This window comes from Aerococcus sp. UMB7834 (assembly GCF_030215145.1).
Lineage (GTDB): Bacteria > Bacillota > Bacilli > Lactobacillales > Aerococcaceae > Aerococcus.
Genome location: NZ_JASOLI010000011.1, coordinates 27,071 through 45,044, shown reverse-complemented (window position 1 = coordinate 45,044; position 17,974 = coordinate 27,071). Strand labels below are relative to the sequence as shown.

Below are 17,974 nucleotides of genomic sequence, written 5' to 3'. Positions count from 1 at the left end.
AAATGAAAATATTAGTCATTGGTGGGGGCGGCCGTGAACACGCCCTTGCCCGCAAATTTATGCAGAGTCCCAATGTTGACCAGGTCTATTGCGCACCCGGCAATCCGGGGATGCTAGGGGATGGAATCGACTTGGTCCCCTTAGCTGTTAACCAGGTCGATGAACTCCTGGCTTGGGCCCAAGAAGCTGAGATTGACTGGACCTTTGTTGGCCCTGAACAGCCCCTCTTCTTGGGAATTGTGGACCGTTTCCGGGCTGCAGGTCAAAAAATCTTCGGCCCCAGCCAGGCAGCGGCCCGTCTGGAATCTTCTAAGAAATTTGCTAAAGAACTATTAATTCAGAATGGAATTCCGACGGCCCACTACCAGTCCTTTGAAGATTACAAAACAGCCCAGGCCTATGTCCAAGAAGCAAGTTTCCCTCTCGTTATCAAGGCGGACGGACCAGCAGCTGGTAAGGGTGTTGTGATTGCCCAGGACCTAACGACAGCCGAAACTGCCCTGGCTGATATCTTGGAAGCCGATTGCTATGGGAGCCAATCCCAAGTCGTGGTGGAAGAGTGTTTGACTGGACCGGAATTTTCTTTCTTTAGCTTGGTCCACGACGGCCGGGTCCTCCACCTACCAACGGCCCAGGACCACAAGCGGGCCTATGACCAGGACCGTGGCCCTAATACAGGTGGAATGGGCGCCTATGCCCCAGTTCCCTTTGTCGATGAGGGTCTCTACCAGGAAGTTGTGACGACTATTGTTGAGCCCACCCTCCAGGCCATGGAAGCGGCAGGTTATCCCTACAGCGGGGTCCTCTATACCGGACTCATGCTGACGGCTGAGGGGCCCAAGGTGATTGAGTTCAATACCCGCTTCGGCGATCCCGAGACCCAGATCCTTATGTCGTTGTTGGGGGATGATTTCGCTGATACCATTAGTCAACTCCTGGATAGCCAGCCTGCCCAGCTGACCTTGAAAGAGAACCGCCCTAGCCTAGGCGTTGTCCTCGCAGCGGAAGGCTATCCCAATCCCTATGCCAAGGGGATGGACCTAAGCCCTCTCGTTAATGCTTGTCCGGCAGACATCTCTCTACTCTATGCAGGCGTGGGCGAAAAGTCAGGTCGCTTGATTGCTCAGGGCGGTCGCATCCTTATGGCAGTAGCCCAGGGGGATGATCTCGTCCAAGTGGCTCAACAGGTCTATGCCTATCTCGACCAGAATCCCATCCCTCAGACCTTCTACCGCCACGACATTGGTGGACAAGTCATCTCTCACTCTAAGGAGGAAAAAGTCTCATGATCCCACGCTACACCCGTCCCGAAATGGGCCAAGTTTGGTCCGATGATAACCGCTACCAGTGCTGGCTAGAAGTTGAAATCCTAGCAGCCGAAGCCTGGGCTGAGCTCGGTGAAATTCCTAGAGAAGATGTCCAAAAGATCCGCGCAAAAGCGACTTTCGACATTGACCGCATCCAAGAGATCGAAGCCCAAACCCGCCACGATGTCGTGGCCTTCACTCGCTGTGTTTCTGAATCTCTAGGCGAAGAACGCAAGTGGGTCCACTATGGCCTGACTTCGACTGATGTGGTCGACACGGCCCAGGGTTACCAGCTCAAGCAGGCCAATGACATTATCCGTCAAGACCTGGCCTGGTTCCTAGAGATTCTGAAGAAGAAGGCGCAAAAGTACAAGCACACGGTTTGCATGGGCCGGACCCATGGTGTCCACGCCGAACCGACCACCTTTGGCTTGAAGATGGCCCGCTATTATTCGGAAATCAAGCGCCAAATTGACCGCTTCGACCATGCCGCTAAGGGGGTGGAAGCCGGGAAGATCTCTGGAGCCGTGGGGACCTTCGCCAATGTACCAACCGCTGTTGAAGCCTATGTTTGCGACCACTTAGGTATTCGCGCCCAAGAAATTTCCACCCAAGTCCTCCCCCGCGACCTCCATGCCGAGTACATCGCCTGCCTAGCCCTGATCGCAACTTCCATCGAGAACATGGCCACGGAAATCCGCCACTTGCAGAAGTCAGAAACTCGTGAAGTCGAAGAATACTTCGCCAAGGGCCAGAAGGGGTCCAGCGCCATGCCCCACAAGCGCAATCCAATTTCCAGCGAAAACGTGACCGGCCTGGCCCGGGTCTGCCGGGGACACGTGGTGACCGCCTACGAGAATGTGTCCCTCTGGCATGAACGGGATATCTCCCATTCTAGCGCGGAGCGAATTATTTTGTCTGACACCACTATCCTGGTCAACTACATGATCCGCCGCTTCGGGAAAATTATTGAAGATTTAACGGTGTTCCCAGATAACATGTTGCGGAACATGCAGGCTACCCATGGTCTGATTTACAGCCAACGTCTGCTCCTCAAGCTGGTGGACCAAGGCTTGTCTCGAGAAGCCGCCTATGACCTGGTCCAACCTCTAACGGCCCAGGCCTGGGACGAGCAACGCGATTTCCGTGGGCTGGTTGAAGCTAATGACCAACTTACCGAACTTCTCAATTCTAAAGAAATCGACGATGCCTTTGACTACCACTACCACCTCCAACGGGTCGATGAGATCTTCGATCGTTTGGGTATATAATGGAAGGAACTGGAATTTATCCATGCAAAGTAGCCTAGCAGCTGGACCTGTTAGGCTTTTTTAGTAGGAGCCTGTAAATAAAAAGATATAAATCAAATGGTATTAGTGAGCATCCGTTCCGCTTTTGCTCAAAATAGCTGATATAGAAAATATTCTTTATTTACTAGTCATCAACACTAATAACTAGAGAATCAATTAAAGTAGCAGACTATTAAAATTTACACCTATGAGATGTCAGGATCTTGTAGAAGCTGCATTGCAACTTGAGATTTCATCATTTAATTTAAGTCCAAAAAGACTGAATACGGCTAAGCGTGCCTTGTTACGGGATAGTTTATTTGCTAGGATAGACTTGAAGCAAGGGCATTTCTGGAGAGGAGGGAGAGCGACCATGTATTTTGTCTTCTTTTTTATCGTGTCACTGCTGACTTTTATGACCCATAATTTTCTCCAAGAGTCCTTACAAGTCACAAACAGCTGGGTAAATGTCATACTCTTTGTTGGCCTCTACACGCTGATCTACATTATTTGTAAGTTTATTTTCAAAAAAATTGGCAAAGATATCTAAAGCAAAAGCGCCAGTTCCCTGACCCTTTCAGGTCGCGAGGAACTGGCGATTTACTTATTTACAGGAGATTATGGACAGCTTCGTGGATCTTTTTGGCGATATAGGGGTTGTTCATGGTGTAGAGGTGGATGCCGTCGACGCCCTGGCTGATCAGGTCGACGATTTGGTTGACAGCGTAGGCGATGCCGGCGTCACGCATGGCGACGGGCTTGTCTTGGTAGCGGTCCATCATCTTGACAAACTTGTCAGGGAGCTTGACCCCGCAGAGGCTGGTCATCCGCTCGATCTGCCGCTTGTTAACCACCGGCATGATTCCGGCTTCAATGGGAACGTTGATATCAGCGAGTTCACAGCGTTCGCGGAAGGCATAGAAGTCATTGTTGTCGAGGAAGAGCTGGGTGATGAGTTGGTCTACTCCAGCATCGACCTTGGTCTTGAGGTGCTTGATGTCTTGGACCTTGTCCTTGCAGTCGACATGGCCTTCGGGATAGCAGGCCGCCACCACATTGAAGTCTCCCTTGTCCTTGATGAAGCGGACCATGTCGGAGGCATAGCTGAAGTCACCGGGCTCATAGTCATCGGCCGGCAGGTCCCCGCGCAGAGCTAGGATGTTTTCAACTTTAAGGGCCTTGAGTTCTTCTAACTTCTCTTCCAAGTCAGCCTTAGTCATCCCAATGCAGGGGAGGTGGGCGATACTTTCAATGCCATAGCCCTTGATGGTCTGGGCAATCTTGAAGCTTTCGTCATTGTTGTCCCCGCCCCCAGCGCCGTAAGTGACGCTGATACAGTCGGGGGACAGGCTTTTGAGTTCTTCTAGGGTCTTGTAGATACTTTGGGGTCCAGAGCTCTTCTTAGGCGGGAAGACCTCGTAGGAGAAGACGGTTTTTTCTTTAAAAAGTTCTTTCGTTTTCATGGCGGATTTCCTCTGTAGCTTGGACCAGGTGCTTGAGGGAGGCCGTGGTTTCTTCCCAACCGCGTGTCTTCAGACCACAGTCAGGATTGATCCAGACTTTCTGGATGGCGACCTTGTCCAAGATCTTTCTAATGCTGCTTTTGATTTCATCGACGGAAGGGACACGAGGGGAGTGGATATCGTAAACGCCGGGGCCAACCTGGGTCTGGAAGTTCTGGGCTTTGAGGCTATCGAGAATTTCCAGGTCAGACCGTGAGGCTTCGAAGCTGATCACGTCGGCATCCATCTGGTCAATGGCAGGGATAATATCGGTAAACTCGCTATAGCACATATGGGTGTGGATCTGGGTGGTCGCTTGGACGCCGCTGTGGACCAGGCGGAAGGCTGGGATTGCCCAGTCTAGGTATTGGCTGTACCAGTCGGACTGGCGGAGGGGAAGCTTCTCGCGTAAGGCCGCTTCATCGATCTGGATGATGCGGATGCCATTCGCTTCTAAATCGAGTACCTCATCGCGGATGGCCAGGGCGATCTGGTAGGTCGAGTCCCTTAGTGAGATATCCTCACGCGGGAAGGACCAGTTGAGAATGGTCACAGGTCCAGTCAACATGCCCTTGACCAGGTGCTCGGTCCGACTTTGGGCATAGGTCGACCAGGGCACGGTTATCGCTTGGGGGCGGGAGATGTCGCCCCAGATAATCGGTGGCTTCACACAGCGGGTCCCGTAAGACTGGACCCAGGCGTACTGGGTGAAGAGATAGCCCTGGAGCCGTTCACCAAAGTATTCTACCATGTCATTACGTTCGAATTCCCCGTGGACCAGGACATCGAGGCCAATCTCTTCTTGGCGGCGGAGGCAGTCATCGATGGCTTGGCGGTTGAAGGCTTCATAGGCCTCCTGGCTAATCAAGCCCTTCTTGAAGTCGGACCGGTTCTTCTTCACTTCCTTGGTTTGGGGGAAGGAGCCGATGGTAGTTGTTGGTAAGAGGGGGAGTTGGAAACTTTCCTTCTGCAGGGCTTCCCTTTCGGCAAAGGCAGGCTGGCGGTTGAAGAGCTCTTCCTTGATGGCTTGAACTCGGTTTTGGACTCTAGGATCGTTGGCATCTGGTCGGTGGGCAAAGAGGGCCTGGTTGGCTTGGTAGGCGGGCTCATTCTGACGGTCGCCTCCAGCTAGGTGCTTGAGTTCTTGGAGCTCTTGGAGTTTCTCTTCAGCGAAGGCGAAGTGGGGCTTGTAGTCAGCCTTTAATTGCTCTTCTGGGGCCAAGCGGTAAGGCACATGGAGGAGGGAGCAAGATGTATTTAATACTAAGGCAATTCCCTGAGCCTCTAAGCGCTCAATCACGGACAGGGTCTTGGCATAGTGGTTGCGCCAGATGTTCTTGCCGTTGACCAGGCCGGCGAAGAGAAGCTTATCAGTTGGGAAACCATATTTCTCCACTAGCTCTAAAGTCTTCCGGCCTTCCAGGAAGTCTAAGCCGATGCCGTCGAAGTCGAGGGCGATGACCTCTTGGTAGATGTCGCGGATGTCCCCGAAGTAAGTCTGGAGGAGGATCTTGACCGCTCCCTTCTTGGGGAGGATGGCCTGGTAGAGGTCTTGGAAGAGTTGGATGTCCTCAGCGCTAAGGTCGTAGACAAGGTCGGGTTCATCCAGCTGGACCCAGGCTACCCCTTCGTCTGCTAGGTCTTGGAGGAGGTCGCTATAGGCTTGGCTGAGGTCTGCCTTGAAGTCTTGGGCTGTCTTCTGGCCCAGGTAGCGGAGCTTCTTGACCAGGGTGAAGGGACCAATGAGGCTAGGTTGGGTCTCCACTCCCAAGGCCTTGGCCTCCCGGTAGTGGTCGAGGACCCGGTTGTTGGCTAGCTTGACCACCGTATCGTCTTCGATCTCGGCGACCATGTAGTGGTAGTTGGTGTTGAACCACTTCTTCATGGCCAGGGCCTTAACGTCCCCCGCCTCTCCCTGGTAGCCTCGGGCCTGGGCAAAATAAGTATCCAGTTCAGAGAGCTGGAGGTCCTTATAGCGCTTGGGCACGATGTTGAAGAGGACCGCCGTATCTAGGAAGTGGTCGTAGAAGGAGAAATCATTGGAGGGAATGAAGTCCAGGCCACTCGCCTTCTGCTTGAGCCAGTGGTCTTGGCGGAGCTGGCGGGCCGTCTCTTGGAGGTCGGCCTCAGTGATTTCATGGCGGAAGTATTTTTCAGTTTGGAATTTGAGTTCTCTGAGGGCCCCGATGCGCGGGTAACCGATAATTGATGTTTGCATAAGACTGGTTCCTTTTTTGCTTTTAATAATAGGGGAAGTACATTTTTGAATGGCTTAAGTATAGCAGAGGCGGCTGACTTAGCGGTAATACGCACTTTGAATCAAGAAGAATAGCCAGTCGCTATGGATAGGACTGAAGTCGAGGAGATAGAATGGCCTTATTATTTCGTATATAGCCTATTTTTTGATAAAATAGAACTGACAATGTACGAGCCGAGGGGGAGCTCGAGTCCTTCTCATCAATAGCTAAAAGGAGCGCCTATGTTAGAAAAAATTAAAAAGATACCGGCAGGGACTTTTCTCGTCCCCATGTTTATCTCGATGGTCCTGTATACCTTGTGGCCCAATCTCTTTAAGATCGGAGGGATTAGCCAGTCCCTCTTAGCTGGGGAAGGCCAGGGTTTTATTATTGGCTTGCTCTGCTTCTGTTCGGGAGTGGGGATTGATCTTAAACGCTTGGTCCGGGTTCTCAAGCGCCAGGGGATTCTCTTTCTCGTTAAGCTGGGGATCGCCTTCCTGGTTACTATTGCTTACCTTCGTTTCTTTGGCGATGGCGGTATCTGGGGGATGCCAGCTATTGCAGTAGCAACCGCCCTCTTGAGTATTAACCCAGCCATCTACCTCTCCATCAGTGAGGAGTATGGCAATGAAGATGACCCTTACGCTTTCGGCCTAACCAGTCTCTTCTGTATCCCCCTCTTCCCGATGATTATCTTCGGCTTGGTCTACTCCAGCGGGGACTTCGACTGGATGCCGGTGATTTCAACCCTTCTCCCGATGCTCCTAGGGATTATCTTGGGCAATCTTGATAAACAGTTTGCAGAACTCTTTGGACCGGGACTCAATGTCTTGATCCCTTGGCTGGGCTGGTCGATTGGGCAAGGAACCAATGTCTTGGAGGCCATTAAAGCTGTCCCAACCGGCATCCTTCTAACCCTGGTGGTCATCGTCTTCATGTCGCCCCTCTTCTTGGTTGACTACAAGATCCTGGGTAATGACGGGACAGCTGGCTTAGCCATGCTCAATGTGGCCGGCCTGTCTACCTCCGTGCCTGTCGTCCTCGCAACCACCTACCCCCAACTCCTGGACTATCAGACCGCCGCTGTCTCTCAGATCCTCGCCTCCGTCGTCATCCTCAGCTTCCTCAGCCCTGTGCTGACCGAACGCTGGGTCAAACACCTCCAGAAAAAAGAAGCTGAATAAAAAAGAAAATCCGTCACACCATTTAAGAATGGCAGGTGACGGATTTTATATTAGGGGAAAAATTACCAAATATGAAAAAAAACGACCACATATGATGAATTTAAGTATTTACTCATTTTTTCTGATAGACTAAGGTTAACGATCAGGGATGGTTGATTGAACCAGTTCACTAGGAGCAAGCTAACCACTTCTAATCAAATCCTAGTGAAAGGAGAAAAGCAGATGACAGTTAAAGAAAAAGATTGCTTAATCAGTGTAGGACTTGCTGCTTTTTTCTTAATCTTTGCCCTTGCGATTATTTCCAACATCGATGCAATTGTGTCAGGTCTAGAAGCGGGTTTTAATTCGCTTTAGGGCTATCTACCTATAAAAAATCCGTCACTCCATTTGCGAATAGGAGTGACGGATTTATTTTATGAACAATTATATCTTTTGTGGATATCTAAGAGCCGGCGGAGGACAGTATCTGAGATATCATCAGCTTTATGGAGATCTTGCAATTCCATCTCCATAAAGTCATAGTCTTCCGCTTCGAAATAGTGAATTTTCTGAATGATTTGATCCAGCATCTTGCGCGTCTTTGTATACGATTGATAGTATGCCTTGGAGGTCTCTTTGATCGAACCAGCATTCAGAATAAATATTTTGAGAAATTTCCTTTCTTCAATTGACAAATAATGAAACCAATCCATAGTACACCTCCTTGAACGAACATAAGCAAATGCTATCATATATAAGCATTCTCTTCTAGAAAAAAGTAATAAAATGACAAAAAAATTGATTTTATTACTTTTTTTTAGCGCTAGCTTGCTAGTGCATTTGGACCTATGTTAAGTTAGCTTGGTTAAATGATACAGGAGGTGTGAGTGTGGAGCTTTATCTATTAGTTGCAATTTTATTATTATGTGCGGTTGCTTTTCATGAAGGAAGGAAAAAGGACGACTGAGTTAGCTTCATTCAATGGGAGCTTTCTATAGCTTATGGAGTGATTAAGAAGGAGGAGTAGACTATATGCAAGCTATGATCAAGACAAAGGACTTAACGAAGACTTACCAGGATAAGCAGGCTGTAGACCATTTGAGCTTTGAAGTAGGCTATGGTCAAATTTTTGCATTCTTAGGGCCATCTGGTTCTGGTAAGACAACGACTATTCGTCTATTGACTGGGCAGGAAAAACCGACTGCTGGGCAGTTTGAGATTATGAATATAGAGGGCAGTCAGCTAGAAGCTAAAGACCAGGCCAAGATGGGGATTGTTTCGGATAATAATGGTTATTATGAGCAATTATCGCTCTATGATAATCTCCTACTCTATGCTAAACTTTATAATTTCCCGCAGACAGATCTCGATAATCTGCTCCAAGCAATCGGCCTCTATGAAGACCGATCCACCAAGGCCAAAAATCTCTCGACAGGTATGCGCCAACGCATGTTCTTGGCCCGTGCCTTAGTGAAGACGCCAGAAATTCTCTTCTTAGATGAGCCTACAAGCGGTTTGGATCCCATGACCACACAAGCCATCCATAAGATTCTTGGTCAATTGCGGGCTGAGGGAACGACGATCTTCTTAACCACCCATGATATGGCTGAAGCCAGTCAGCTAGCTGACCAAATAGTGATTATCCATGAGGGACGAATGATCGAGTCAGGCTCTCCCCAGGAATTAATCCACAAATACCATAAGGAACGCTGGGTGGAAGTCAGTTTTGAAGATGGGCACCAAGAACGCCTTAACTTTAAAGATTTAGACCAATTTAGGGCCTGGGACCAGGTGCAAACCATCCACTCACAAGAACCTAACTTAGAGGACATTTTTATGACACTAACAGGGGAGGCGCTCAATGCTTAGACAAAGTCAGATACTCTTGAAATTGCGACTAAAGATTTATCAAACGAATTTCCAATATTTAATTGCTGTGCTTGCCCCCTATCTTTTTGTCCTTATCTACCAGATGATTTTTGATAGCGACCAGCTGAGCGGTGATTACCAATTATTTATGATCCTCCCCTTGCTCTATAGCATCACCCTAGGCCAAATGATTACCCCTGTCATAAGCGAAGAGAAAGAAAAGGATAACCTTAAGGAGCTACAATTATCCAATGTGTCCGGTGTTGCTTATCTCTTCAGTTCGCTCTTTTTTCCTGTCTTGCTGACCCTACTTGGCTTGATCCTCATTCCACTTTTCTTGGGCGTGCCCTATTCAGTGAATTATTTTATTGTAAGCATTCTTACGGGCATTATCCTTTCCTTGCTCTACCTAATTATCAGCTTGGCCTGCCGGTCAGTGAACGAAGCCCAAGCTATCGCCATCATCCTGATCCTAATCATCATGCTATTTCCGATGGTATCAGCTATAAATGAGACAATTGCAGACTTTACTCACTTTACCTTCTTATCCTTATTTACGTCTTATTTCATGGAAGAATTCAATCAGATTTGGCAAACGTCTTCATTTTGGATTTCTCTAGTTTGGCTACTTGCCTTATTAGCTATCAGTCACTTCTTCTATAAGCGAGTGGTTAAGGTATAGGTCCTGTATCTCAAACATTACAAACAAAGTAAAAATCCGTCACTCTATTTGCGAATAGGAGTGACGGATTTTTATATATTATATTTTTAACTTAAAATATACTTTTCGATATTAAATCGTTTAATTAATATAGCTACCACAATAAAGTCTATGACAAAGAGGAGAGCAATAATGAATAGAATGATCGAACGCTTTAATAAGATAGCGCCACTGGCTTGCGAGATGAGCATGGCCATAATAGGTACCACAATGATTAAAGCGATGGATTGGGCAGACTTTGTATTGCCCACATAAGGGGAAATAGCAAAGACTAAAGCGATGGATAGAATCGTTAATAAGGGAGCCAGGAAGAGACTAGCGTATAGCCATACCGAGTCTAAAAAAATATAGTTTCCTATGGTGAAGTAACTTCCTGTTGTGAATATGATTTCATAAATTAGGGTAAATAACCAGGTAATCAGGATACTCGGTATTAAAGCAGATAAGATTTTACCGATGACTAAGCTACGGATAGAGATGGGGGTATAGAGTAAGCCCTCTAAGGTCTTATTCTCCTTTTCTCCAATAAAGCCTTCACTCGAGAGAACATTGGCGATCATGACTGGAATTAGCAAGAAGAGGGGAAGAGTAAAGAAATTTAGGATCGCATAGATAGGATAATAGACAGTGGGAAGATTGCTAGGCATTAAGTCAGCCGGGATAACCTCTAAAAAAGCCGAGAGACCAGCTATACTTTTGATAATCGCATCATTTGTCCCAAGGGTTAAGATCATAATAGGGAACACAATCGAAAAAATACTAGGTAAGACAAATAGAATACTGACTATCGATTTGTTATTTTTTAACGATATAAATTCTTTATTGATGATTGTTCCTATATTATTCATAGTGACTAGCCTCACCTTCATTAATAACGTCGAAGTAGAGATCCTTAATCGTATATTTACACTCACTTATAGAAAAGATATCAATCCCAGCTGTAATCAAATCTTTTGCTAGCAGAGGAATTTCGTGCTTATCCTGACTAATGATATATAATTTGTTTTCAGTATTTTTGTACAAATTAATCGAGTTCTTGGCCTCACAAATTTTCTTTGCCTCATTTACGGGTGTAGCTTCTAGGACATATCTTTTTAAGGGCCATCTTTGGTCGATAAGAAGGTCAGGGTTCCTTTGAAGCTTAATCGTTCCTTTCTGAATGATCGCAAGGTTATTGATAATATGCTCTAGGCCGTCCAGTTGGTGGGTGCACATTAGAATGGAGAGCTTTTGATTTTCTGCCAATTTCTTAAGATAATGGATAAGATTTTCCTGTGTTTGTGGATCTAAGCCTGAAGTCGGTTCATCTAGTATTAATAATTCGGGCTGGTGGATAATTGACCGTGACAATAATACTTTTTGTTTCATTCCTTTACTTAGACTACTTACTTTAGCATTGATTTTATTTTCTATGTCAAAGAAATTTAATAAGTCATCCATTCGTTCATCAAGTTTGACTCCATAAAGGCCATAAAGATGGCCCCAGATTTTCATATTTTCATAGACTGTCCAATTTTCATATAAATTGGCATCATTCTGCACACCAATCCTTCTCTTTAGGTCTTCAATATTTGCTTCATTGGTGTCTTCGCCAAATAAATGTACACTCCCCGAATCAGGCTTAAGTACGCCCATGATCAATCGAATCATTGTTGTTTTTCCAGCGCCGTTAGGACCCAGCAGTGCGAAAAATTCTCCTTGCCTTACTTTTAAATTGATATTCGACACAATTTGTTTTCCATTAATTGATTTTGAAATATTTTTAACTTCAATCATTTGCATCACTTTCTTTATCAAATACTTATTTACTTAATTATATTCAATTGCTTTATTTATAAATAAGCAGAAGATTCACTTATTTAGTATGATTTAACTTTTAAGATAAGCAGCTTCTATAGATGGCTGGTTAACACATAGATTGGCTATTTCAAATATTAAAATCAAAAAATCCGTCACACCATTCACGAATGGCAAGCGACGGATTTTATTTGGCTTTTTGGTCAGACTGGTTTTCCCGCTCAGCTAAGGCCTGGTTGAGGGCGGCCTTGTACTTGCGGGAGAAGGCGAAGACTTGGCCGTTGCTCAGGGTCAGCCGGCGAGTGAGTGGGCTGACCTGGTCGATGTGGTCGAGGTTGACTAGGGCCGATTGGGAGAGGCGGAAGAAGCCTGGAAGCTGGTCGAAGTCCTTGAGGGCACCGTAGCTCTGCAGGGTGCTGGACCGGGTGGTGAACTCTAAGATATGGGGCTTCTGGGTGGTTTGGATGCTGAAGAGATCCTGGAGGTCGACGAGGTAGGTCTGCGAGCCCGCCTTAATTTGCAGGCTGGCTTGCTTTGTTTCCTGGCCCGGATAGAGGCGCTGGTAGAAGAGCTCGAAGCAGGTGATGATCTCTTGGCGCAAACTGTCGAGGTCGACTTTATGGATATAGGCCAGGGGCTCCAGGTGCTGTTGGAGGGTCAGGGGGGCATAGGAGGAGTGGGCCGTGATGAAGGCAATCCGTCCATAGGGGTCCAAACGCTTGATCTCTTGAGCCAGGCTTATCCCCTCTGCCTGGCCCTTAATTTCAATGTCGAAGAAGTAGAGGCCCGGCTGCTTAGGCTGGTCGGAGAAGGCCGCCGCAATTTCTTCGGGCTCGCTGCTGGCCTTGGCCAGGTAGAAGCTCTTGTCATGGAAGAGGATGTAGTCTTCGATGATGCCTGTGATGGCTTGGAGCTGGCTGGGATTATCCTCTAAGAGATAAACAGGGTGCATGGTGGGCCTCCTTTCTAGAGATAGGTCAGGTAGAGCTGGGCCTGGAAGAGGCCCTCTTGGTAGGTCAAGTTGAGGAGGGCATTGGGATAGGCGCTGAGGATCTCTTCCAGATTGGTCAGGCCTAGCCCCCGGTGGCCCGCCTTGGTAGAAAAACCGGCCTGCTTGGCTTCCCGGACCGCAACAGCAGGACTGGGATTGGTCACCTGGATCTCCAGCCCCTGGTCATCGGCCAGCATAAGGATATCGATGGTCTCACCAGCACTGGGATAGGCCGCTTGCCGGCCCTCGTTGGCATTATTGAGCAGGATAGCCAGGCAGCGCATGAGGTCGAAGCGGTTAATCGGCAGAGTATTCAGAGGGTAGAGGCATTCGAAGCGGTAGGGGATCCCCGCCTTCTCCCACTCCAAAAGCTTGGACATGAGGAGATAGCGCAGGTCCTGGCCTTCAATCTGCTGGAGGTCGGCCAGGTTAGATGGACTCTCTTGGGGCATCTCTTCCTTCACATAGGTCGACAACTTGTCCAGGTAGTCTGTCAAATGGTCGAAGTCCTGGTCGCGGACCATCAATTGGGACAAGGACAAGAGGTCATTGAGGTCGTGGCGGATCTTCCGGATACTGTCCCGGTTATCTTCCAAGCGGTCCAGGTAGAGGGCTAAATCTTCCGTTCGTAGGGCCTGGGACTCAGCCGCTTGGTCCGCCATCTTCCGCCGGTAGTAGAGGAAGGCGAGGAGGAGGGCGACTAAGAGTTGGAAGGCCATAAAAGCCAGGAGCCCCATCAAGACCTTGGAATAAGATAGGTCGGGATTCTGGTAAAAGAAGTCAGAAAGAATGGTCAAAGCAATAAAACATAAGAGTGGAATCGTGAAGATCCGGTCATTGAATATTTCTTTAAAGAGTTGGAATAAGTTGCCTTGCTTACGAATATAGCGACAAGTCGCAAAAGTGACGCTAGATTCTAAGAGCCAAAATGTGATAAAGAGTCCCCAGCCTTCAATCTGAAGCAGGTTCAAGGGAAGGGCAAAGCAAGCTAACCCGACTATAGAATGGAAGATTTGATTCAATAGTAAAAAATTAAGGAGCAGGTAATCACTCTCTGAATCTTTTTGCAGGAGAAAGAAAAGAAAAAGAATGACAAGCACCGTGGCCAATGATTGAAAATGGACGAGCTCTCTTAGCATCCCCTGGAAGAAGAGGTAGGTGGAGCTAACCATTAATATCTTAAACAAAGGGTGCTTGGCCTTTAAAGAGAAAATAGGCAGAGAAGTATATAAAATAGCTTGTATGCTGGCGTTGAGGAGCGATAGGTAATAGGGGATAGTTGTCACTCCCATCTAGTGGATTAAGGTACATTTATCATAAGTAAATCTTAAATAAAAGTCAATCATTGCTATAAATGAACCGGATATGATGAAAAAACGACCAGATATGATGACTTTAAAACGCTATCAAAACTTTCTGTTATACTAAGGATACAGAAAGCAGATAGAAGTTGATTTGGAGGAGGAGTTGAATGAATACAAAAGAAGACCCACACAGCAAGTTGAAAAAATATATCTTGCTATTAATTATCTTGGCCATCATCTTTGTAGGCATAGATTTCTACCGTAACTTTGATTTAGTCGTTGAAGGTTACCAGACCACCCGTGTTGCACCTGAAACTAAGAACTAGTTGTCTATGATCGACATTCTTCTGGTGACTTATAGACTTAGAAATGGAGGCCCATTATGGATTTAAAACAATCATTCACTGAAAGCTTGGAGGCCCTGGTTCAAAGCTTAGAAGCCAACCACCCTGAGGCACGAACAACGCGTTTTGTTCGGGAAAGTTTAGCTGAAGTTAAAGAAGCAGAGGGCGTGGCTTTGACAGGTCAAATCCAACAATTCTTAGAGAAGGCACCGATTGTTAAGAGCTCGGAGAAGCTGGACTTTTCTGTAGAGGAGAAGAAACTTTGGCACAAGGTCCTAGACCACAAGCAATTGGGCAATAACTTGTGGGGGCTCTCATTATAAGAAATTGACCTCAAAACGAGTTATACCGAAGGAGCTGGTGCTTGAGATGCCTGAAGATCGTAAGAAGCAAGTAAGAATTATCTTGGATGCAGGGCTAGCAGCCTTAACGGTTCAGCTTGTACTGTCCTATCTTTCCAAGAGCGACCCCCTGCTGGTTTGGGAAGATTACAAGTCCATCTTGGATTTTATCTTGCTGGTAGCTATAAGCCTGGAAATTAGTCTCCGCTTTAAACGTTGGCGGGCTAATAGAAACTAGAAGGTGTATGATGACAAAAGGAAAAGTTAGTCCTTTAGCTAAGTTCATGATGATACTCATTGTCCTGGCCTTGGTCTGTATCGGTGTCGATCTCTACCGGAATGCTGATACTTACTGGGAAGCCTACCAGGCGGGTTATGATTCTTATGAGCAAAGTTCTCCCTTTGACTAAGGGATCGAGCTTAGTTAGGACGGATTACTAATTTTTTAGAAGACCACTCGTTATCCGAACAAGGAGGTGTTCTTATGAAAGCCGAAGAAAGAAAGTCACTTCTTATGAAACTATTGCTTGTTTTTGTTGCGATGAAGCTCTTATCCTTTGGCGTAGATGTCTACAATAATTTTGATGATTATCAAGCGACCTACCAGGCAGGCTATGACTCCTATGAGCAGGTCAATCCTTTTGAATAGTATAATTTACTAAAACAATTAAATAGTGTCAGTGAGCATTCGTTCCGCTTTTGAATTTTGCCCTTAAAGAGTCATGGCACCGGTTCGGGCCAAGGTCCCTCACCTAGCGAGCTTCAAAGGGCTAGTACGGCTAGTGCCTACTATCCCTAATTCACATCGCTTGCTTATTCATGGCTAAGGGCAAACTTCAAGGCTTCACTACTGCTCAAAATTAAATAAGTAATTCTTTATTATTGAATTATCAATCATCAATAATAAATTTTTAGTGATTCCGAGAAGCTCCTCAGCGCGGGAGCTTTTTGTGATTTTATTTCCTCTCCCCCTTGCATCCTCTGGCTTGAATTGTTAGTATAGGTTCCGCTATGATAGACTTGAGTCAAGTCTGCTCTTGCGAACCCGACTAAAGGGTGTGAGAGGGTGTGGGAGAAAGGGATCTCTGGAGTAAAAGACCAGAGAAGGCTGAAAGCCTTCGACGGACTTTTATGAAGAGGAGCACTTTCTGCATCCTCGAACCGGACTGCAGTAGGTAGAAAGAAGGGGTTTTGATGGCAATTTTTGATGATCACGCCAAGGATTATGATCGATGGTACGACAAGCCTATGGGGAAATTTGTGGATAAGGTGGAGACTGACCTGGCCTTTTCCCTCTTGACGGTCCAGCCGGGCATGCGGGTCCTGGATGCGGGCTGTGGGACTGGGAATTACAGCATCAAGTTGGCCAAGCACGGGGCTGAGGTGGTCGGCATCGATATTTCCCAGGCCATGTTGGACCAGGCGGAGGCCAATGTGCAAGCGGAGAACTTGGAGGTAGACTTCCAGCTGATGGACATGCAGGACCTGGCCTTTGAGGATAACTCTTTCGATGCTGTCCTCTCCATGACCGCCATTGAATTTGTGGAGGACCTGGATGCCCTCTACCGGGAATTCCGCCGGGTGGTGAAGCCGGGCGGCCAGATCTTACTGGGATCCATTACCGAGTCCGGCGCCTGGGGGCAAGCCTATAGCGACAAGGGCGGGGACATCTACAGCCAGGCCCATTTCCGCGATTTGGCAGAGCTGAGAAGTTTAGATGAGGCGAATTTGGTGGATACGGCGGAGGGCCTCTTTGTCCTCCCTAATTCGGATCCCGCTAAGCTGTCTAGTGACTTGGAGATGAGCCTGTCGGAGAAGGGCCGAGCCGCAAGTTTTGCTTGTGTCCTCTTCGAGAAGGCGGACCAGGTCCAAGCCAAGCTGACCCTGGTCGCGGAAGAAGACCAGGACCTGAGCCAGCAGCGGGCCTACTTCTTGGACCGGATCGAATCGTCTGGCATCCCTTATGACTTGTCAGAGGCTGATGATTGTGTGACCCTGAGAGGGAATGCGGGGGAAGTCTTCCGGCTCTTAGAGGTCATCCACCAACAAGCGGCCCTCCATGGCGACTTCTACGACATGCGGATTGACTTGAAGAATCGTTTGGACTAGGAGGGACCAGGATGCAACTATTTGTCGATGAATCAGGGTCGATCAACCGCAAGAAGAACCCAGACGGTCGTTACTTTGTCATGGCCTTTGTGCAGACCGACCGTCCCGACCATGTCGCAGAGATTTTTCGCCGCAATAAGCAGTCCTACCTGGATAAGTCCCAGTCGAAAAAGACCGCCGATGAGGAGATCAAGGGGTCCAATATGCCGGATGGGATGAAGGCGCAGATCTTCAAGGCATTGCGTGATGAAACAGATGCAGTCTTCCATTATTTGGTGATCGATAACTTCCAGGTCTACCCCAATCTCCTGCGCAAGCCATCTCTGACCTTCAATTATTTCGTCGGCCTGGCCATCAAGGAAATTGCGGGCCACCGCCAGAATGAAAAAGAAAACCTGCAGATGATGATCGATAACCGCAACCAGGCCTTGCGGTCGCTGAATTCACTGGAGGAATACCTGCAGATTATCATGACCATCGAGAAGCGCTGGCTCCACGATGTCCATGTCGAGTACAAGGACTCCCAGGACGAGAACATGATCCAAGTGGCAGATATCTTCGCCAACACCGTCTTCCGGGTCTGCCGGAGCGAAGCCCATGGCAAGTCCAATCCCGACAACAAAAACCTCCTCAAACTCTGCCGCATCGGCAAAACACGCTTCTTCCCGCGGGGTAAGAGCGAATTGAGTTTATTTGAATAACAGGGTGTGAGGGCTGGCGGTTAGCTTTCGTTCACTGGAGCAAGTCACCAGAGCAGTCTGCAAGACTGCGGCGGAGACTTGTGAAGTGACACGAAAGCTGCCAGACCGAACCCGACTAGACCAGGGCGTGAGGGAGCGCGGGTAGAAGTGGACCTCTGGAGCAAAAGACTAGAGAAGGCTGAAGGCCTTCGATAGATTTTTGTGAAGAGAAGCTATTTCTGCATCCTCGAACCCAACTAAAATAGGATAAAAACAAAAAGCATCCCAAAAGCTAGCAGCTTGTGCCAGCTTTTGGGATG

The 17,974-nt window shown here is 47.7% G+C and carries 20 protein-coding genes; 13 read left to right on the top strand and 7 right to left on the bottom strand.

Annotated elements, in window-relative coordinates:
- Positions 1-2 precede the first annotated feature (2 nt).
- Both purD and purB read left to right on the top strand, forming a co-directional pair.
- Entirely contained in the window at positions 3-1,289 is a 1,287-nt protein-coding gene (gene purD, locus QP339_RS08730) for a phosphoribosylamine--glycine ligase (RefSeq protein WP_284911186.1), read from the top strand.
- Positions 1,286-2,578 (top strand): adenylosuccinate lyase, encoded by a 1,293-nt coding sequence (purB, locus tag QP339_RS08725; RefSeq protein ID WP_284911185.1) that lies wholly within the window; start codon positions 1,286-1,288, stop codon positions 2,576-2,578. Before purD ends, purB begins: the two co-directional genes overlap by 4 nt.
- A gap of 626 nt (positions 2,579-3,204) precedes the next feature.
- Here purB and metF read toward each other — a convergent pair.
- Together metF and metE are read right to left on the bottom strand one after the other, a co-directional pair.
- The gene (gene metF / locus QP339_RS08720; protein WP_284911184.1) at positions 3,205-4,059 is read right to left on the bottom strand and encodes a methylenetetrahydrofolate reductase [NAD(P)H]; all 855 of its coding nucleotides are present in this window, start codon (positions 4,057-4,059) and stop codon (positions 3,205-3,207) included.
- The gene (metE, locus tag QP339_RS08715) at positions 4,037-6,316 is read right to left on the bottom strand and encodes a 5-methyltetrahydropteroyltriglutamate--homocysteine S-methyltransferase (protein WP_284911183.1); all 2,280 of its coding nucleotides are present in this window, start codon (positions 6,314-6,316) and stop codon (positions 4,037-4,039) included. Before metE ends, metF begins: the two co-directional genes overlap by 23 nt.
- Before the next feature lie 261 nt (positions 6,317-6,577).
- On the opposite strand from metE, the gene QP339_RS08710 reads away from it, so the two are divergent.
- A complete protein-coding gene (locus QP339_RS08710; protein ID WP_284911182.1) occupies positions 6,578-7,519 on the top strand; it encodes a 2-keto-3-deoxygluconate permease in 942 nt (313 codons plus the stop codon).
- 222 nt (positions 7,520-7,741) lie between these two features.
- Positions 7,742-7,873, top strand: coding sequence for a hypothetical protein (locus tag QP339_RS08705; RefSeq protein WP_284911181.1), 132 nt, complete (start codon positions 7,742-7,744; stop codon positions 7,871-7,873).
- 59 nt (positions 7,874-7,932) lie between these two features.
- Here QP339_RS08705 and QP339_RS08700 read toward each other — a convergent pair whose 3' ends face one another.
- Positions 7,933-8,211 carry a DUF2089 family protein gene (locus QP339_RS08700; protein WP_284911180.1) on the bottom strand — a complete coding sequence of 93 codons (279 nt, stop codon included), beginning with the start codon at positions 8,209-8,211 and terminating at the stop codon, positions 7,933-7,935.
- A 328-nt stretch (positions 8,212-8,539) separates the two neighbouring features.
- Here QP339_RS08700 and QP339_RS08695 point away from each other — a divergent pair, with 328 nt between their 5' ends.
- Together QP339_RS08695 and QP339_RS08690 are read left to right on the top strand one after the other, a co-directional pair.
- Positions 8,540-9,367: an ABC transporter ATP-binding protein gene (locus tag QP339_RS08695; protein ID WP_284911201.1), complete on the top strand. Its 828-nt coding sequence runs from the start codon at positions 8,540-8,542 to the stop codon at positions 9,365-9,367.
- Positions 9,360-10,049, top strand: coding sequence for an ABC transporter permease (locus tag QP339_RS08690; protein WP_284911179.1), 690 nt, complete (start codon positions 9,360-9,362; stop codon positions 10,047-10,049). The genes QP339_RS08695 and QP339_RS08690 overlap by 8 nt, the downstream gene beginning before the upstream one ends.
- A gap of 86 nt (positions 10,050-10,135) precedes the next feature.
- Here the strand turns inward: QP339_RS08690 and QP339_RS08685 are convergent, their stop codons facing one another.
- The 4 genes from QP339_RS08685 to QP339_RS08670 all read right to left on the bottom strand — a co-directional run bounded on the left by QP339_RS08685 (position 10,136) and on the right by QP339_RS08670 (position 14,063).
- Complete coding sequence (locus tag QP339_RS08685; protein WP_284911178.1) at positions 10,136-10,936, bottom strand: ABC transporter permease subunit; 801 nt, start codon at positions 10,934-10,936, stop codon at positions 10,136-10,138.
- Positions 10,929-11,864, bottom strand: a complete 936-nt coding sequence (locus QP339_RS08680; protein WP_284911177.1) for an ABC transporter ATP-binding protein — start codon at positions 11,862-11,864, stop codon at positions 10,929-10,931. The genes QP339_RS08685 and QP339_RS08680 overlap by 8 nt, the downstream gene beginning before the upstream one ends.
- A gap of 208 nt (positions 11,865-12,072) precedes the next feature.
- On the bottom strand, positions 12,073-12,837 hold the full coding sequence (locus QP339_RS08675) for a LytR/AlgR family response regulator transcription factor (protein WP_284911176.1): 765 nt from the start codon (positions 12,835-12,837) through the stop codon (positions 12,073-12,075).
- A gap of 14 nt (positions 12,838-12,851) precedes the next feature.
- Positions 12,852-14,063, bottom strand: coding sequence for a GHKL domain-containing protein (locus QP339_RS08670; RefSeq protein WP_284911175.1), 1,212 nt, complete (start codon positions 14,061-14,063; stop codon positions 12,852-12,854).
- A gap of 284 nt (positions 14,064-14,347) precedes the next feature.
- Here QP339_RS08670 and QP339_RS08665 point away from each other — a divergent pair, with 284 nt between their 5' ends.
- The 7 genes from QP339_RS08665 to QP339_RS08635 all read left to right on the top strand — a co-directional run bounded on the left by QP339_RS08665 (position 14,348) and on the right by QP339_RS08635 (position 17,675).
- A complete protein-coding gene (locus QP339_RS08665) occupies positions 14,348-14,506 on the top strand; it encodes a hypothetical protein (RefSeq protein ID WP_168162706.1) in 159 nt (52 codons plus the stop codon).
- A 56-nt stretch (positions 14,507-14,562) separates the two neighbouring features.
- Complete coding sequence (locus QP339_RS08660) at positions 14,563-14,847, top strand: hypothetical protein (RefSeq protein WP_284911174.1); 285 nt, start codon at positions 14,563-14,565, stop codon at positions 14,845-14,847.
- Positions 14,848-14,893: 46 nt separating this feature from the next.
- Positions 14,894-15,103 carry a hypothetical protein gene (locus QP339_RS08655; RefSeq protein ID WP_070617997.1) on the top strand — a complete coding sequence of 70 codons (210 nt, stop codon included), beginning with the start codon at positions 14,894-14,896 and terminating at the stop codon, positions 15,101-15,103.
- Between the two features lie 10 nt (positions 15,104-15,113).
- Positions 15,114-15,275, top strand: coding sequence for a hypothetical protein (locus QP339_RS08650; RefSeq protein WP_168162707.1), 162 nt, complete (start codon positions 15,114-15,116; stop codon positions 15,273-15,275).
- Between the two features lie 74 nt (positions 15,276-15,349).
- Complete coding sequence (locus tag QP339_RS08645; RefSeq protein ID WP_284911173.1) at positions 15,350-15,514, top strand: hypothetical protein; 165 nt, start codon at positions 15,350-15,352, stop codon at positions 15,512-15,514.
- A gap of 545 nt (positions 15,515-16,059) precedes the next feature.
- Positions 16,060-16,974, top strand: a complete 915-nt coding sequence (locus QP339_RS08640; protein WP_284911172.1) for a class I SAM-dependent methyltransferase — start codon at positions 16,060-16,062, stop codon at positions 16,972-16,974.
- Between the two features lie 11 nt (positions 16,975-16,985).
- Positions 16,986-17,675, top strand: a complete 690-nt coding sequence (locus tag QP339_RS08635; RefSeq protein ID WP_284911171.1) for a DUF3800 domain-containing protein — start codon at positions 16,986-16,988, stop codon at positions 17,673-17,675.
- Positions 17,676-17,974 lie beyond the last annotated feature (299 nt).

Excerpts from the sequence above, each read along its gene's own strand:
- purD (WP_284911186.1), top strand. The coding sequence starts at position 3 with ATGAAAATATTAGTCATTGGTGGGGGCGGCCGTGAACACGCCCTTGCC.
- purB (WP_284911185.1), top strand. The coding sequence starts at position 1,286 with ATGATCCCACGCTACACCCGTCCCGAAATGGGCCAAGTTTGGTCCGAT.
- metF (WP_284911184.1), bottom strand. The coding sequence starts at position 4,059 with ATGAAAACGAAAGAACTTTTTAAAGAAAAAACCGTCTTCTCCTACGAG.
- metE (WP_284911183.1), bottom strand. The coding sequence starts at position 6,316 with ATGCAAACATCAATTATCGGTTACCCGCGCATCGGGGCCCTCAGAGAA.
- QP339_RS08710 (WP_284911182.1), top strand. The coding sequence starts at position 6,578 with ATGTTAGAAAAAATTAAAAAGATACCGGCAGGGACTTTTCTCGTCCCC.
- QP339_RS08705 (WP_284911181.1), top strand. The coding sequence starts at position 7,742 with ATGACAGTTAAAGAAAAAGATTGCTTAATCAGTGTAGGACTTGCTGCT.
- QP339_RS08700 (WP_284911180.1), bottom strand. The coding sequence starts at position 8,211 with ATGGATTGGTTTCATTATTTGTCAATTGAAGAAAGGAAATTTCTCAAA.
- QP339_RS08695 (WP_284911201.1), top strand. The coding sequence starts at position 8,540 with ATGATCAAGACAAAGGACTTAACGAAGACTTACCAGGATAAGCAGGCT.
- QP339_RS08690 (WP_284911179.1), top strand. The coding sequence starts at position 9,360 with ATGCTTAGACAAAGTCAGATACTCTTGAAATTGCGACTAAAGATTTAT.
- QP339_RS08685 (WP_284911178.1), bottom strand. The coding sequence starts at position 10,936 with ATGAATAATATAGGAACAATCATCAATAAAGAATTTATATCGTTAAAA.
- QP339_RS08680 (WP_284911177.1), bottom strand. The coding sequence starts at position 11,864 with ATGATTGAAGTTAAAAATATTTCAAAATCAATTAATGGAAAACAAATT.
- QP339_RS08675 (WP_284911176.1), bottom strand. The coding sequence starts at position 12,837 with ATGCACCCTGTTTATCTCTTAGAGGATAATCCCAGCCAGCTCCAAGCC.
- QP339_RS08665 (WP_168162706.1), top strand. The coding sequence starts at position 14,348 with ATGAATACAAAAGAAGACCCACACAGCAAGTTGAAAAAATATATCTTG.
- QP339_RS08660 (WP_284911174.1), top strand. The coding sequence starts at position 14,563 with ATGGATTTAAAACAATCATTCACTGAAAGCTTGGAGGCCCTGGTTCAA.
- QP339_RS08655 (WP_070617997.1), top strand. The coding sequence starts at position 14,894 with ATGCCTGAAGATCGTAAGAAGCAAGTAAGAATTATCTTGGATGCAGGG.
- QP339_RS08650 (WP_168162707.1), top strand. The coding sequence starts at position 15,114 with ATGACAAAAGGAAAAGTTAGTCCTTTAGCTAAGTTCATGATGATACTC.
- QP339_RS08645 (WP_284911173.1), top strand. The coding sequence starts at position 15,350 with ATGAAAGCCGAAGAAAGAAAGTCACTTCTTATGAAACTATTGCTTGTT.
- QP339_RS08640 (WP_284911172.1), top strand. The coding sequence starts at position 16,060 with ATGGCAATTTTTGATGATCACGCCAAGGATTATGATCGATGGTACGAC.
- QP339_RS08635 (WP_284911171.1), top strand. The coding sequence starts at position 16,986 with ATGCAACTATTTGTCGATGAATCAGGGTCGATCAACCGCAAGAAGAAC.